Annotated in this window: 12 protein-coding genes; 10 read left to right on the top strand and 2 right to left on the bottom strand. The window is 65.6% G+C overall.

The genetic code is table 11. From position 1 onward, the window contains the following. Positions 1-137: 137 nt before the first annotated feature. Positions 138-1,112: a serine/threonine protein kinase gene (locus tag KSS93_RS05180; RefSeq protein WP_217887433.1), complete on the top strand. Its 975-nt coding sequence runs from the start codon at positions 138-140 to the stop codon at positions 1,110-1,112. Positions 1,113-1,176: 64 nt separating this feature from the next. Next, positions 1,177-2,064, top strand: a complete 888-nt coding sequence (gene rarD, locus KSS93_RS05175) for an EamA family transporter RarD (RefSeq protein ID WP_217887432.1) — start codon at positions 1,177-1,179, stop codon at positions 2,062-2,064. 331 nt (positions 2,065-2,395) lie between these two features. Here rarD and KSS93_RS05170 read toward each other — a convergent pair whose 3' ends face one another. Beyond that, positions 2,396-2,914 (bottom strand): glycine cleavage system transcriptional repressor, encoded by a 519-nt coding sequence (locus KSS93_RS05170; RefSeq protein WP_217887431.1) that lies wholly within the window; start codon positions 2,912-2,914, stop codon positions 2,396-2,398. Positions 2,915-3,340: 426 nt separating this feature from the next. Here KSS93_RS05170 and KSS93_RS05165 point away from each other — a divergent pair, with 426 nt between their 5' ends. Beyond that, complete coding sequence (locus tag KSS93_RS05165; RefSeq protein ID WP_217887430.1) at positions 3,341-5,518, top strand: malate synthase G; 2,178 nt, start codon at positions 3,341-3,343, stop codon at positions 5,516-5,518. A gap of 122 nt (positions 5,519-5,640) precedes the next feature. On the opposite strand, the gene KSS93_RS05160 is transcribed toward KSS93_RS05165, so the two are convergent. Then, positions 5,641-6,084 carry a response regulator gene (locus tag KSS93_RS05160; protein WP_217887429.1) on the bottom strand — a complete coding sequence of 148 codons (444 nt, stop codon included), beginning with the start codon at positions 6,082-6,084 and terminating at the stop codon, positions 5,641-5,643. 211 nt (positions 6,085-6,295) lie between these two features. On the opposite strand from KSS93_RS05160, the gene KSS93_RS05155 reads away from it, so the two are divergent. From KSS93_RS05155 to KSS93_RS05125, 7 genes are all read left to right on the top strand, one after another. Continuing rightward, entirely contained in the window at positions 6,296-8,233 is a 1,938-nt protein-coding gene (locus tag KSS93_RS05155) for a DUF294 nucleotidyltransferase-like domain-containing protein (protein WP_217887428.1), read from the top strand. Further along, positions 8,230-8,940 (top strand): 3'-5' exonuclease, encoded by a 711-nt coding sequence (locus KSS93_RS05150; RefSeq protein ID WP_217887427.1) that lies wholly within the window; start codon positions 8,230-8,232, stop codon positions 8,938-8,940. The genes KSS93_RS05155 and KSS93_RS05150 overlap by 4 nt, the downstream gene beginning before the upstream one ends. Before the next feature lie 161 nt (positions 8,941-9,101). Continuing rightward, the gene (locus tag KSS93_RS05145; protein WP_217887426.1) at positions 9,102-9,620 is read left to right on the top strand and encodes an RNA polymerase sigma factor; all 519 of its coding nucleotides are present in this window, start codon (positions 9,102-9,104) and stop codon (positions 9,618-9,620) included. Then, the gene (locus KSS93_RS05140; protein ID WP_217887425.1) at positions 9,617-10,561 is read left to right on the top strand and encodes a FecR domain-containing protein; all 945 of its coding nucleotides are present in this window, start codon (positions 9,617-9,619) and stop codon (positions 10,559-10,561) included. The genes KSS93_RS05145 and KSS93_RS05140 overlap by 4 nt, the downstream gene beginning before the upstream one ends. A gap of 399 nt (positions 10,562-10,960) precedes the next feature. Next, positions 10,961-13,372: a TonB-dependent siderophore receptor gene (locus KSS93_RS05135; RefSeq protein WP_217887424.1), complete on the top strand. Its 2,412-nt coding sequence runs from the start codon at positions 10,961-10,963 to the stop codon at positions 13,370-13,372. Between the two features lie 134 nt (positions 13,373-13,506). Further along, positions 13,507-14,619, top strand: coding sequence for a PepSY-associated TM helix domain-containing protein (locus tag KSS93_RS05130; RefSeq protein ID WP_217887423.1), 1,113 nt, complete (start codon positions 13,507-13,509; stop codon positions 14,617-14,619). Next, entirely contained in the window at positions 14,616-14,792 is a 177-nt protein-coding gene (locus tag KSS93_RS05125; protein ID WP_217887422.1) for a DUF4175 domain-containing protein, read from the top strand. The genes KSS93_RS05130 and KSS93_RS05125 overlap by 4 nt, the downstream gene beginning before the upstream one ends. The last annotated feature ends 41 nt before the right edge of the window (positions 14,793-14,833 follow it).

The raw sequence follows: 14,833 nt of genomic DNA, 5'->3' as shown, positions 1-14,833 counted from the left end.
TGTGAAAACTGGCAAAAATGTCAGGTCCCCCCCAGGGATTGCCGTGCGGAACATGGGATGTGGCAGCGGCCTGCAGCGCCGCCCAAGGGGCAGGATGCGCTACCATGCGCCCACGCCGTCCCGTGCCTGGAGCCTCCATGTCCCACCCCTTCGATACCCTCACTCCCGACCTCGTGCTGGATGCCGTCGAAAGCCTCGGCTTTCTCAGTGACGCCCGGGTGCTGGCGCTCAACAGCTACGAGAACCGCGTGTACCAGGTGGGTATCGAGGACAACCTGCCGCTGATTGCCAAGTTCTACCGCCCCGGGCGCTGGAGCGACGCCGCCATTCTCGAAGAACACGCCTTCAGCGCAGAACTTGCCGACTGCGAAGTACCGGTGGTGGCGCCCATGCAGCACGCAGGCCGGTCGTTGTTCGAACACGCAGGCTTTCGCTTTGCGCTGTTCCCGCGCCGCGGCGGCCACGCCCCGGAACCCGGTAACCTCGACCAGCTGTACCGCCTGGGCCAACTGCTTGGCCGCCTGCACGCAGTGGGTGCCACGCGCCCGTTCGAACACCGCGAAACCCTGGCTGTGGACAACTTCGGCCACGCCTCGCTGAACACCCTGCTCGAGGGTAATTTCGTCCCGCGTGAACTGCTGCCCGCCTTCGAGTCGGTGGCCCGCGACCTGCTGGCAAGGGTCGAGGCGATCTACGCCCGCACCGCGCACAAGCCGATCCGCCTGCACGGTGACCTGCACCCCGGCAACCTGATGCACCGCGACGAGGCCTACCACGTGGTCGACCTCGACGACTGCCGCATGGGCCCGGCGGTGCAGGACTTGTGGATGATGCTCGCCGGCAGCCGCGAAGAACGCCTCGGCCAGCTCGCCGAGCTGATCGACGGCTACAACGAGTTCCACGATTTCGACCCGCGCGAGCTGGCCCTGATCGAACCGCTGCGCGCCTTGCGCCAACTGCACTACAGCGCCTGGCTGGCGCGGCGCTGGGACGAGCCGGCGTTCCCGCCGAGCTTCCCGTGGTTCGGCCAGCCGCGTTACTGGGGCGACCAGATCCTCGCGCTGCGCGAACAGACCGCCGCACTGGACGAAGCGCCGCTGAAATTGTTCTAGCTGCGCGCCGCGCTCTGTCTACAATAGGCGCCGCGTTATTTAGCTACCTAAGCAAGGATTCTGCATGCACGCCGCCAACCCGCGCCGCGGGTACCTCTTGGGCCTCGGCGCCTACATCATCTGGGGCCTGTTCCCCCTGTACTTCAAAGCCATCCAGAGCGTGCCGGCGGTAGAGATCATCGTCCACCGGGTGCTCTGGTCGGCGCTGTTCGGCTCACTGTTGCTGCTGGTGTGGAAACACCCCGGCTGGTGGCGCGAGCTGCGCGACAACCCCCGGCGCCTGGCGATTCTCGCCCTCAGCGGCACGCTGATCGCCGGCAACTGGCTGACCTACGTGTGGGCGGTGAACAACGGGCGCATGCTCGAGGCCAGCCTTGGCTACTACATCAACCCGCTGATCAACGTGCTGCTGGGCATGCTGCTGCTCGGCGAGCGCCTGCGCCGCCTGCAGTGGCTGGCTGTGGGCCTGGCCGGGCTGGGCGTGGCCCAACAGGTGTGGCAGGTGGGCAGCCTGCCATGGGTGTCGTTGGCGCTGGCGCTGACCTTCGGCTTCTACGGGCTGATTCGCAAGCAGGCGCCGGTGGCAGCATTGCCAGGGCTGGTGGTGGAAACCTGGATGCTGGTGCCGCTGGCCATTGGCTGGCTGCTGCTGCACCCGGATGCCAACAGCGCCAGCCCGGCGTTCTTCAGCAGCAGCGAGGCGCTGTGGCTGATGGCGGCAGGGCCGGTGACCCTGGTGCCGCTGGTGTGCTTCAACGCCGCCGCCCGCCACCTGCCCTACACCACCCTGGGCTTTCTGCAGTACCTGGCGCCAACCCTGGTGCTGCTGCAGGCGGTGCTGCTGTTCGACGAGCACCTGACCTCTAGCAACCTGCTGGCGTTCGCCTGCATTTGGGCGGGGTTGGCGGTGTACAGCGTGGACGCGTGGCTGTCGCTGCGCAAGCGCGCCTGATCATTTATTGATCAACACCCTGCAGGCCACGTGAACCGTGGCCTGCAGCGAGGTCTCCAGAGGTTATCCACACCCTCGTCCCCGGCGTTTGTGCACAAGCCACTGAAAACTGGGCGTTTTTTGCTCAAATGGCTGCAAGGCTTGAATTCTTTGGCCTGCAGCCTGAAGCCCTCAGGTTATCCACAGGGCCGTCCCCGTTAAACCGGGATAACCCCAAGGGGCCGCTGCGCGCCCCATCGCGGCACAAGGCCGCTTACAGGGGATCGCGTTACCTCTGTAGGAGCGGCCTTGTGTCGCGAAAGGGTTGCGCAGCAACCCCGGCAATTTCGAATCACTCCTGGGGCCGCAAGCGCAACTCCACCATCAAATCATCCGCCAGGCTTTCCAGCCGTTGCTGCAAATCCTCCAGCGACAAAGTCAGCGGCAACGCCAGCAGCGCATCGGCATGGAACAGCAGCTCGCTGCTCATCGGCGCCGGGCGCACCTCGGTGGTGAAGCGTTCCAGATTGACCCCAAGCTCTGCCAGCAAGCGGGTGATATCACGGACGATACCGGGCCGGTCATTACCCACCAGCTCCATGGCAATCGGCTTCCAGGTGCACGACGGCTCGATGCCGCTTTCGGCAATGAGCACGCGAATGCCGTGGTTGGCCAGCTTCTGCAGCGAGGCCACCAGCTCGTCATAGTTCTCGGCCGGCACCGCCACCCGCAAAATGCCGGCGAACTGCCCGGCCATGCGCGACATGCGGCTTTCCAGCCAGTTGCCGTTGTGATCGGCGATGCACTGGGCAATGCGTTCGACCTGCCCGGCCTTGTCGGGGGCGATCACGGTAAGTACGAGATGGTCCACAGGCCACTCCTTCTGCAAGCCGTAAACGTAACCGGGTCAGTATAGGCAAGGCGCGGCAACCTGCCGCAGGGCAGTCCACGCAGGCAATCGTGTACTGTTTCAAGATTTATCTGGAACAATCTACCCGTTTTTTGCGAACATACCGTTTCCCAGCATGACCCCATGCGACCAACCGGTCGCGCGGCGACGCTTTTAGTCTGATGTTCACCTGCCTGCTGCTTCATGTAGTATGCGCCGGCGCGGACTACAAAACGTCGTCTGGATGTCTGCCAAGGCGCCTGTGAAAATACGCCAAACGCCCGCCAGCCTGCCTGGCGAGCCGCACCCAGCCGCCCTTCAGGGCACGCACTGGCCGTGTTTAGAGAAGCGCTACAGGCTTAATACGATGCGCGAAAGCGAAATAGCTGAGCAGAGGTGAGGCAAGCAATGACTGGATACGTTCAAGTCGGTGGCCTTCAGGTCGCCAAGGCCCTGTACGACTTCGTCAACGACGAAGCGATCCCTGGAACCGGCCTCAAGGCCGATGCGTTCTGGGCCGGGGCAGAGAAAATCATCAACGACCTCGCCCCCAAGAACAAAGCCCTGCTCGCCAAGCGCGACGAGCTGCAAGCCAAGATCGATGCCTGGCACCAGGCACGCCAGGGCCAGGCCCACGACGCCGCCGCCTACAAGAGCTTCCTCCAGGAAATCGGCTACCTGCTGCCACAAGCCGACGATTTCCAGGCCACCACCCAGAACGTCGACGAAGAAATCGCCGTGATGGCCGGCCCGCAGCTGGTGGTGCCGGTGATGAACGCCCGCTTCGCCCTGAACGCCGCCAACGCCCGCTGGGGCTCGCTGTACGATGCGCTGTACGGCACCGACGCCATCAGCGATGAAGGCGGCGCCGAAAAAGGCCAGGGTTACAACAAGGTGCGTGGCGACAAGGTCATCGCCTTCGCCCGCGCCTTCCTCGACCAGGCCGCGCCCCTGGCTGCCGGCTCCCACGTCGATTCCACCGGCTACCGCATCGAAGCCGGCAAGCTGGTGGTCGCCCTCAAGGGCGGCAGCAACAGCGGCCTGCGTGACGACGCCCAGCTGGTCGGCTTCCATGGCGACGCCGCAGCCCCCACCGCCGTGCTGCTCAAGCACAACGGCCTGCACTTCGAAATCCAGGTCGATGCCAGCACCCCGGTCGGCAGCACCGACGCCGCCGGCGTCAAAGACATCCTGATGGAATCGGCGCTGACCACCATCATGGACTGCGAAGACTCGGTCGCCGCAGTCGATGCCGACGACAAGGTCATCGTCTACCGCAACTGGCTGGGCCTGATGAAGGGCGACCTGGCCGAAAGCGTGAGCAAGGGCGGCAAGACCTTCACCCGCACCATGAACCCGGACCGCGAGTACGCCGCGCCCAACGGCGGCAGCGTTACCCTGCACGGCCGTTCGCTGCTGTTCGTGCGCAACGTCGGCCACCTGATGACCAACCCGGCGATCCTCGACGCCCAGGGCAACGAAATCCCCGAAGGTATCCAGGACGGGCTGTTCACCAACCTGATCGCCCTGCACAACCTCAACGGCAACACCAGCCGCAAGAACACCCGCCAGGGCAGCGTGTACATCGTCAAGCCGAAGATGCACGGCCCGGAAGAAGTGGCCTTCGCCGCCGAAATTTTCAGCCGCGTCGAAGACCTGCTGGGCATGCAGCGCAACACCGTCAAGGTCGGCATCATGGACGAGGAGCGCCGCACCACGGTCAACCTCAAGTCGTGCATCAAGGCCGCCGCCGAGCGCGTGGTGTTCATCAACACCGGCTTCCTCGACCGCACCGGTGACGAAATCCACACCTCGATGGAAGCCGGCGCTGTGGTGCGCAAGGGCGCCATGAAGAACGAGAAGTGGATCGGCGCCTACGAGAACAACAACGTCGACGTGGGCCTGGCTACCGGCCTGCAAGGCCGTGCGCAGATCGGCAAGGGCATGTGGGCCATGCCTGACCTGATGGCCGCGATGCTCGAGCAGAAAATCGCCCACCCGCTGGCCGGTGCCAACACCGCCTGGGTACCGTCGCCGACCGCCGCCACCCTGCACGCCCTGCACTACCACAAGGTCGATGTGCAGGCCCGTCAGCGCGAACTGGCCTCGCGCACCCCGGCCTCGGTGGACGACATCCTGACCATCCCGCTGGCTGCCGACACCAACTGGACTGCCGACGAGATCCGCAACGAGCTGGACAACAACGCCCAGGGCATCCTCGGCTACGTGGTGCGCTGGATCGACCAGGGTGTGGGTTGCTCGAAGGTGCCGGACATCAACGATGTCGGCCTGATGGAAGACCGCGCCACCCTGCGCATTTCGGCCCAGTTGCTGGCCAACTGGCTGCGCCACGGCGTGGTCAGCCAGGAGCAGGTGCTCGAAAGCCTCAAGCGCATGGCCGCCGTGGTCGACAAGCAGAACGCCGGCGACGCCCAGTACCGCCCGATGGCGCCGAACTTCGATGACAACATCGCGTTCCAGGCCGCCGTCGAGCTGGTGATCGAAGGCGCCAAGCAACCGAACGGTTACACCGAGCCGGTACTGCACCGCCGTCGCCGCGAGTTCAAGGCGCGCAACGGGCTGTAAGCATCAACAGGGCCGCGCTGCGGCCCATTCGCGGGCAAGCCCGCTCCCACAGGTACTGCGCTGCTTTCAATGGCTGCGCAAATCCTGTGGGAGCGGGCTTGCCCGCGAATGCACCAACGCTACTATTCGAGGCGTAACTCTCTTTTAACCAGCTCCAGCAACTTGCCCAGGTCCACCGGTTTAAGCAGAAAATCCACCACCCCCAGGTGCATCACGTCCACCGCTTCCTTCACATCGGTGTCGCCCGACACCACGATGATCGACAACGCCGCCCGTTCCGACTCGCGAATCTGTCGAATCAGGTCAATGCCATCGCTGGGCTGCATGCGCAGATCGGTAATCATCAACGCGATGCGCGGTTCGTAATGCAGCTTGAACATCGCCTCCTGAGCGCCATCGGCACTCATGCACTCGATGCCCCGGCTTTTCAGGTACAGGCGCAGCGCCTCGCTGTTCACCGGGTTGTCATCCACCACCAGCACGATCGGGCTCGGCGCCACGGGTGCACTGACCACAGCCAACGCCGCACGCTCGGCGTCACTCAGAATATCGTCATGCTCAACCATGGCCATCTCGTCAAAAATATCTCGCTCACGCGGTTGGACCACAAAAGCCGGGCTACCCGGCCTACCTTTCGTCGGCAATTTGACAGCTGCATTTCTAGACTTACGTCCAATGGGCACCGTCCACCGGCCAGCCGACCATGGGGGCCAGAACAACAAAGCCGAGCCCTATAGATAGATATATATAGTTCGGCGTAGCGATACGGTCAGCTTCATGAGCAAAAAGGACGCCTACACCCAGGCCGGCAGAACTGCGGTACTGCAGAACATCCAGGGCACGTTGCAGTTTCTGCAGCGCTTCCCGCCGTTCAACCAGATGGAACAGGGGCACCTGGCCTATCTGGTGGAACAGTGCCAGCTGCGCTTTTATGCCAGTGGCGAAAGCATCATCAAACCTGCTGACGGCCCGGTGGAGCACTTCTACATCGTCAAGCAGGGCCGCGTGGTGGGCGAGCGCCAGCACGTCACCCGCCCCGGCACCGAGACCACCTTCGAAATCGCAGGTGGCGAGTGCTTCCCACTGGCCGCCCTGCTGGGCGAACGGGCCACCCGCACCGAACACCTGGCCGGCGAGGATACCTTCTGCCTGCAACTGGACAAGGCCGCGTTCATCCGCGTGTTCTCCATGTCCGAGGTGTTCCGCGACTTCGCCCTGCGCGGGGTCAGCAGCCTGCTCGACCAGGTCAACCAGCAGGTGCGCCAGCGCGCGGTCGAAACCCTCGGCACCCAGTACTCGCTGAACACCCCGCTGGGCGAACTGGCGCTGCGCCACCCAGTCGTTTGCAGCCCCGACACCCCGCTGCGCGAAGCCGTAAGCCTGATGCACGAGCAGCAGGTCGGCAGCATCGTCATCGTCGACCCAGAGCGCGCCCCGCTCGGCATCTTCACCCTGCGCGACCTGCGCCAGGTGGTGGCCGATGCCAGCGCCGAGCTGACCGCACCGATCGAGCGCTACATGACCGCCCGGCCGTTCCACCTGAGCCCCCAGGCCAGCGCCTTCGATGCGGCCATGGCAATGACCGAGCGGCACATCGCCCACGTGTGCCTGGTAGACAACCAACGCCTGTGCGGAGTGATTTCCGAGCGCGATTTGTTCTCGCTGCAGCGGGTCGACCTGGTGCACCTGGCGCGCACCATCCGCCATGCCCCGCGGCTGGAAAGCCTGGTGTCGCTGCGCGGCGAGATCGGCCAGCTGGTCGAGCGCATGCTCGCCCACGGCGCCTCGTCCACCCAGATCACCCAGATCATCACCCTGCTCAACGACCACACCGTGTGCCGGGTGATCGAGCTGGCCATCGCCGAGCGCGGCGACCCCGGCGTGCCATTCAGCTGGCTGTGCTTCGGCAGCGAAGGCCGCCGCGAGCAGACCCTGCACACCGACCAGGACAACGGCATCCTGTTCGAGGCGCAAAGCAGCGCCGAGGCCGATGCCATCCGCGCCAAACTGCTACCCCTGGCCCAACACATCAACCACAATCTCGCGCAGTGCGGCTTTACCCTGTGCAAGGGCAACGTGATGGCCGGCAACCCCGAGCTGTGCCTGTCGCGCAGCGAATGGGCCCGGCGCTTTGCAGGTTTTGTGCGTGAAGCCAGCCCCGAGAACCTGCTGGGTTCGAGCATCTATTTCGACCTGCGGGTGGTATGGGGCGACGAGCAGGGCTGCGAGCAACTGCGCCGCGCCCTGCTCGAGCAGGTGGCCGACAACCGCATCTTCCAGCGCATGCTGGCCGACAACGCCCTGCGCCAGCGCCCGCCGGTGGGGCGCCTGCGCGAGTTCGTGCTGACCCGCCAGGGCGACGACAAGGCCGCCACCCTCGACCTCAAGGTGCAGGGCCTGACGCCCTTCGTCGACGGCGCGCGGCTGCTGGCCCTGGCCAACGGCATCGGCGCCTGCAACACCCTCGAGCGCCTGCGCCAGCTGATCGCCAAGGGCGTGATCGAGCCGCTGGACGGCGCCGCCTATGAAGAGGCCTACCACTTCATCCAGCAAACCCGCATGCAGCAACACCAGCGCCAGACCCGCTACAACCTGCCGTACTCCAACCGCCTCGACCCGGACAGCCTCAACCACCTCGACCGGCGCATCCTGCGCGAGTCGCTGCGCCAGGCCCAGCGCCTGCAAGCCAGCCTGGCCCTGCGGTATCAGCTATGAACCTGCTCGCCTGGCTGCGCCCGCCTGCCCCTGAACTGCCCGATAGCCTGCGCCAGCGCATCAAGGCCCTGCCTGCCCCGGCGCCGCTGGCGGTGTGCTCGCTGCGTGAACAGCGCTGGGTGGTGCTGGACCTCGAAACCAGCGGCCTGAACCTGAACCGCGACCAGGTGCTGTCGATTGGCGCGGTGGCCATCGAAGACGGTGCCATCGACCTCGGCCACCCGTTCGAGCGCACCCTGTGCCGCCCCGAGCAGAAGACCAACCCCAGCGTGCTCATCCACGGCCTTGGGCCCAGTGCCCTGGCCGCAGGCGAAGACCCCGCCGAGGCGCTGCTGGAACTGCTGACGTTCATCGGCGACAGCCCGGTGCTGGCCTTTCACGCCCCGTTCGACCAGCGCATGCTGGCCCGCGCGTTGAAGGACAGCCTGGGCCTGCGCCTGCAGCACCCGTTCTTCGACGTGGCCGAGCTGGCCCCGCTGCTCAACCCCGACACCGTGCTGCGCGAAGCCGGGCTGGACGACTGGATCGCCCGCTTCGGCCTGGAAGTCGCTGCCCGCCACCACGCCAGCGCCGACGCCCAGGTGACCGCGGAACTGGCCCTGATCCTGTTCAGCCAGGCCCGCCGCCAGCAGCTCGACAGCCCGCTGCAACTGGAACAGCGCCTCAAACAGTGGCGCCGGCGCAAGGTCCAGGGCCACGGGCTGTAACATCTCGCCGGAAAAACCCGGAACCTGTAGGAGCGGCGCGCCTGCAATGTCTGCTCTTGGATGATGGCAATCCGATAAGCGTCAATTGCATCCTCACCCCCGCCTCTGCCAGAATCGCGAATAATTATCGTTAGTTAACGCATTCTTTTCGGGAGGCGGCCTTGACCCCCTCACACAGCCCACATGCCGATCTGGTCACAGCGCTGTACCGCGACCACCGCAGCTGGCTGCTGGCCTGGCTGCAGCGCAGTACCGCCTGCCGCCAACGTGCCGAGGACCTGAGCCAGGACACCTTCGTGCGCCTGCTTGGCCGTGATCGCCTGGACGCCCCCCGCGAACCCCGCGCGTTTTTGGTCGCCGTGGCCAAGGGCCTGCTGTTCGATCACTTTCGCCGCGCCGCCCTCGAGCAGGCCTACCTGAACGAGCTGGCCCAACTGCCCGAAGCCGAACACCCCTCGCCCGAGCTGCAACACCTGATCCTCGAAGACCTCAAGGCCATCGACCGCCTGCTCGGCAAGCTGTCGAGCAAGGCCCGCGCCGCCTTCCTGCACAACCGCCTGGACGCCATGGGCCACGCCGAAATCGCCGAGCGCCTGGGGGTGTCGGTATCGCGGGTACGCCAGTACATCGCCCAAGGCATGCGCCAGTGCTACATCGCCCTGTACGGTGAACCGACATGAGCAACGCCCCGGTTTCCAGCCAGGTGCTGGAAGCGGCGATTGCCTGGAAGCTATGCCTGGACCAGGGCAGCGGCACCCCGGACGAACGCAACGAATTCATGCGCTGGCACGCCGCCCACGAAGAGCACGCCCGTGCCTGGCTGCAACTGGGCCTGCTCGACCAGCGCGTCAGCGCCGCCGCCGGCCCCGCGCGCAACGCCCTGCTGCAATCGCGCAGTGGCATGCGCCAGCGCCTCGGCGGCCTGGCCGGCATGCTGATGCTTGGTGGCCTGCTGGCCTGGGCGGGGTTACCGAGCCTCTCGGCCAGCTACTGGCTGGCCGACCAGCGCACCGGCACCGGCGAGCTGCGCACCCTGCGCCTGGAAGACGGCACCCTGCTCAGCCTGAACACCCACACCGCCGTAGACATTAACTACCAGGGCGACGAACGGGTGATCGTGCTGCACCAGGGCGAGATCTCGGTCGAGACCGGCCACGACGACCCGCGCCCGCTGCAGGTGCGCACCGACGATGGCCGCCTGCGCCCGCTGGGCACGCGCTTTCTGGTCAAGCGTGAGGCCGCCGGCACGCGCCTTGAAGTGTTGCAGTCGCAGGTGGCGGCCAAGCCGCACAACAGCGGCGACGAACAGGTACTCGGCGAAGGCCGCCAGGTGCTGATGAGCGCTGATGGCCTGGGGCCGGTAGAGCCGGTAGCGGCAGGTGCCGACGCCTGGACCCGCGGCATGCTGGTGGTCGACAACGTGCGCCTGAAAGACCTGCTGGCCACCCTCGGCCAGTACCGCAACGGCCACCTTGGCGTCAGCGACGAAGTCGCCGACCTGCGCGTCAGCGGCAGCTTCCCGCTGACCGACACCGACCTGGCCCTGGCCTCGCTGCTGCCGGCCCTGCCGGTGAAGATCGAGCGGCACACGCCATGGTGGGTCACCGTAAGCGCCCGCTGATACGCATCGATTCGCGCGATGAGCCGCTCCCACAGCAATCACATAACCGTCAGGCCTGTGCCGTACCTGTATGAGATCACCCAGCCCTCTAGGGCTGCGCTGTCGCACAGAGAACTGGGCAGGAGCCCACCGCGGCCCCTGTGGGAGCGGGCTTGCCCGCGAAGCAGGCGACGCGGTGTCTGGCACCGGCTTCGCCGGTGTTCGCGGGCAAGCCCGCTCCCACAAGTCCCTGCTAAATCAATGAGTTATGTGCAGTTCTATGAGAGCCGGCTTGCCGGCGATCAGGCCCTCAGCCCCACCCCACAAAAAAATCAAAAATTTCTTATCGCCACCCCTGTCACTTTCCCAATCTCGCTCGGCAAGGAAGCAACCAGCACATATTCGTCGAGGAGACGCTGCATGTCCCGTGCCGTTGATGCTTTGCTTCGCCCCAGCCTGATGGCCCTGGCCATCGGCCTGGCCACCCCGCTTGCCAGCCCTGCCCTGTTCGCCGCCGAACAGTCCACGGTGCGCGCCTATGACCTGCCCGCAGGCCCCCTGGCCAGCACCTTGAACCAGATTGCCAGCCAGGCCGGCATCGCCCTGGCACTGGACCCGGCACTGGCCAGCGGCCGTACCTCGGCGCCGGTGCAGGGCCAGTACAACGGCGTCAACGCCTTGCAGGCGGCCCTGCGCGGCACCGGCCTGCAACTGCAGCAGGGCAGCGCCGGCAGCTACAGCCTGGTGGCCGTGCCCGACGGCAGCCTGGCCCTGCCGGAAACCAGCATCAATGCCAGCAGCGACAGCGAAAGTGCCTGGGGGCCGTCCAGCGGCTACGTGGCCACGCGCACGGCGGCAGGCAGCAAGACCGACACCCCGATCGTCGAAGCGCCACGCTCGATGACCGTGATCACCCGCCAGCAACTGGATGACCGCCAGGTGCTGAACCTCAACGACGCCCTGCGCTATACCGCCGGCGTACAGAGCAGCGGCTACGGCTCTGACTCGCGCGCCGACTGGCTGCGGGTACGCGGCTTCGACCCGACCCAGTTCCTCGACGGCCTGCCACTGCCCAAGGGCTCGTTCGCCAACCCCAAGATCGAACCCTGGAACCTCGAGCGCATCACCGTACTGCGCGGCCCCGCCTCGTCGGTGTACGGCCAGACGCCCCCCGGCGGCATGCTCGACATGGTCAGCCGCCGCCCTCAGGCCGAAAGCGCACACCAGGTCGAAGCCCAGGTCGGCAGTAACGAACACAAGCAGATCAACTTCGACAGCACCGGCAAGATCGACGAACAAGGCCAGTTTCTCTACCGGGTCAGCGGTACCGTGCGTGACAGCAACTCGCCCATCGACCATATCCCGGACAAGCGCTACAACATCGCGCCGAGCCTGACCTGGAACATCAACGACGACACCAAGCTGACCTTCATCTCGCAATACACCCGCGACGATACCGGCATCACCGGCCAGTTCCTGCCGCTGCAAGGCACCCAGCTGGGCTCTTCGGTGGGCAAGATCTCCCACCACAAGAACCTTGGCGAGCCGGACTGGGACTTCTACGACCGCACCTACTACGCCCTGGGTTATGCCTTCGAAACCCGCCTGAACGACACCTGGCAGTTCCGCCAGAACCTGCGCTACACAAAGAGCGACCTGTCGTTCCAGGCTGTTCAGGTAGCGACCTTCAACACCGTGGATGCCGACGGCAACGTCAACCGCGAGTCGGGCATCGTCAACGAAGACATCAGCCAGTTCGCCGTCGACAACAACTTCCAGGGCGACTTCCAGACCGGCGCCATCAGCCATACCCTGCTGCTGGGCCTGGACCACCAGCGTTCGAATACCAACTACCAGTGGCTGTACGGCTCTGGCGTTGCCCCGATCAACGTGGTGCAGCCGGTGTACGGCGCGGACATGTCCGGCGTCAGCTACTTCGCGATGCAGGACTTCGGCCAGAAAACCCGGCAAACCGGCGTCTACGTGCAGGACCAGATGAGCCTGGACAACTGGCGCCTGACCTTGGGTGGGCGTGAGGACTGGGTCCATACCGGTACCGTGTTCCACAACTTCGGCGACGCCACCAGCACCCAGCGCGACAAGGCCTTCAGTGGCAACGTCGGGCTGAGCTACGTGTTCGACAACGGCATTACCCCTTACATCTCCTACACCGAGTCGTTCCAGCCGGCCATGGGCGCCAACGTCGCCGCTGCGCAATCGTTCGACCCGACCGAAGGCCGCCAGTACGAAGTGGGCGTGAAGTTCCAGCCGGTCGGCAGCCAGACCCTGCTCACCGCAGCGGTCTATGACCTGCGCCAGAAGAACGTACGCGTCACCGAAGGCAGCGTCACCCGCCAGGTCGGCGAACTGCAGGTGCGCGGCCTGGAACTGGAAGCCAGCACCCAGGTCACCGAAAACCTCAAGGCCATTGCCTCCTACACCTACACCGACACCGAAATTCTCGAAGGCCTGGCCACCGAGAAAGGCAACCGCATGGCGCTGATCCCGCGCAACCAGGCAACCCTGTGGGCCGACTACACCTGGCACAGCGGCCTGCTGGACGGCTTCGGCGTGGGCGGCGGTGTGCGCTATGTCGGCGACACCTATGGCAACACCGCAAACACCGAGGTTGCCCACGTGGGTTCGTACACCGTGTACGACGCCTCGATGCATTACGACATGGGCCGCCTCTCCAACAGCATGAAAGGCCTGAGCGTGGCCGTGGAAGCCAAGAACCTGTTCAACAAGGACTACCTGGCCAACTGTGATGGTTTCTGGTGCTACTACGGCGACGAGCGCAATGTCGTGGCCAGCGTGAACTACAAGTTCTGAGTGACCGGGGCCGCTGTGCGGCCCATCGCGGGGCAAGCCCGCTCCTACAGCGAATGCGCATCGCCTGTAGGAGCGGGCTTGCCCCGCGATGGGCTGCGCAGCAGCCCCTGGCCATTCAGGCATAGAGATTGCCGATGAAAAGCCAAACCATCCGCCGCTGGTCCTTCATCCACACCTGGAGCAGCCTGGTGTGCACGCTGTTCCTGCTGTTGTTGGCCCTCACCGGCCTGCCGCTGATCTTCCACCACGAACTGGAGCACCTGCTGGGCGATGCCGCCGAGCTGCGCCAGATGCCCGCCGGCACCCCGCACCTGAACCTGCAGCAGCTGGTGCTCAAGGCCGAGCAGCACCGCCCGGGCGAGGTGGTGCAGTACTTGGGCTTCGACAAGGACGAACCCGACGGCGTGCTGGCGATCACCGCCGCCACCGCAGGCACCGAGCCCAACGCCTCGCACACCTTCATGCTCGATGCCCGCAGCGGCGAAGCTGTGGCCATGCCGGCGGCCAACGGCGGCTTCATGATGCTCATGCTGCGCCTGCACGTAGACATGTTCGCCGGCCTGCCCGGCAAGCTGCTGCTGGCCTTCATGGGCCTGTTGTTCGTGGTGGCGATGGTTTCCGGCACGGTGCTCTACGCCCCGTTCATGCGCCGCCTGAAGTTCGCCAGCGTGCGCCACGAAAAGTCGCGCCGGCTGCGCTGGCTCGACCTGCACAACCTGATCGGCGTGGTGACGCTGAGCTGGGCGTTGGTGGTGGGCGTTACCGGGGTGGTCAGCGCGCTGTCCGACCTGGTCATCGCCGCCTGGCGCAACGACAGCCTGGCCGCCATGGTCGCCCCCTACCGCGATGCCCCGCCGCTCACCGAGCGCGCACCGGCCACGCAGCTGCTGCACATCGCTGAGCAGTCCGCCCCTGGCATGCGCCCGGACTTTATCGCCTTCCCCGGCACGCGCTTTTCCAGCGAGCACCACTACGCGGTGTTCATGAACGGCAGCACGCCGCTGACCTCGCACCTGTTCACACCGGTGCTGATCGACGCCCGCAGCCTGGCCGTCACCGCCGTCGGCGAACGGCCCTGGTACATGGATGTCATGGGGCTGTCGCAACCCTTGCACTTCGGCGACTACGGCGGCCGGCCAATGCAGGTGCTCTGGGCGGTGCTCGATGTACTGACCATCATCGTGCTCGGCAGCGGCCTGTACCTGTGGTGGGGCAAGCAGCGCCGGCCGAAGGAGGCACGAGCATGAGCCACAAGTCGCAAAGCACCCGCAGGATCTTCGCCTGGCCGGCGCTGGTGGCCGTGCTCAGCCTCGCCGGGCTGTTCGCCGCGCTGCTGGGCGATGGCGCCTGGGATGTGCTGGCCTGGGTTGGGCTGGGGCTGTCGGCCGCCCTGGGCCTGAGTGGTTTCTGGCGGCGGTAACCGGCTACCACCGCAGCCTCTGAACGCCAAGGCATGGTCCG

Origin of the sequence: Pseudomonas xanthosomatis, from assembly GCF_019139835.1 — a bacterium.
GTDB lineage: Bacteria > Pseudomonadota > Gammaproteobacteria > Pseudomonadales > Pseudomonadaceae > Aquipseudomonas > Aquipseudomonas fakonensis.
The sequence above is the reverse complement of the archived record's forward strand: the minus strand, read 5'-3'. Positions and strand labels throughout refer to the sequence as shown.

Bases quoted from the DNA above. Each gene is read 5' to 3' on its own strand.
- KSS93_RS05130 (WP_217887423.1), top strand. From the start codon at position 13,507: ATGAAAAGCCAAACCATCCGCCGCTGGTCCTTCATCCACACCTGGAGC.
- KSS93_RS05160 (WP_217887429.1), bottom strand. From the start codon at position 6,084: ATGGTTGAGCATGACGATATTCTGAGTGACGCCGAGCGTGCGGCGTTG.
- KSS93_RS05180 (WP_217887433.1), top strand. From the start codon at position 138: ATGTCCCACCCCTTCGATACCCTCACTCCCGACCTCGTGCTGGATGCC.
- KSS93_RS05125 (WP_217887422.1), top strand. From the start codon at position 14,616: ATGAGCCACAAGTCGCAAAGCACCCGCAGGATCTTCGCCTGGCCGGCG.
- KSS93_RS05135 (WP_217887424.1), top strand. From the start codon at position 10,961: ATGTCCCGTGCCGTTGATGCTTTGCTTCGCCCCAGCCTGATGGCCCTG.
- KSS93_RS05150 (WP_217887427.1), top strand. From the start codon at position 8,230: ATGAACCTGCTCGCCTGGCTGCGCCCGCCTGCCCCTGAACTGCCCGAT.
- KSS93_RS05155 (WP_217887428.1), top strand. From the start codon at position 6,296: ATGAGCAAAAAGGACGCCTACACCCAGGCCGGCAGAACTGCGGTACTG.
- rarD (WP_217887432.1), top strand. From the start codon at position 1,177: ATGCACGCCGCCAACCCGCGCCGCGGGTACCTCTTGGGCCTCGGCGCC.
- KSS93_RS05165 (WP_217887430.1), top strand. From the start codon at position 3,341: ATGACTGGATACGTTCAAGTCGGTGGCCTTCAGGTCGCCAAGGCCCTG.
- KSS93_RS05140 (WP_217887425.1), top strand. From the start codon at position 9,617: ATGAGCAACGCCCCGGTTTCCAGCCAGGTGCTGGAAGCGGCGATTGCC.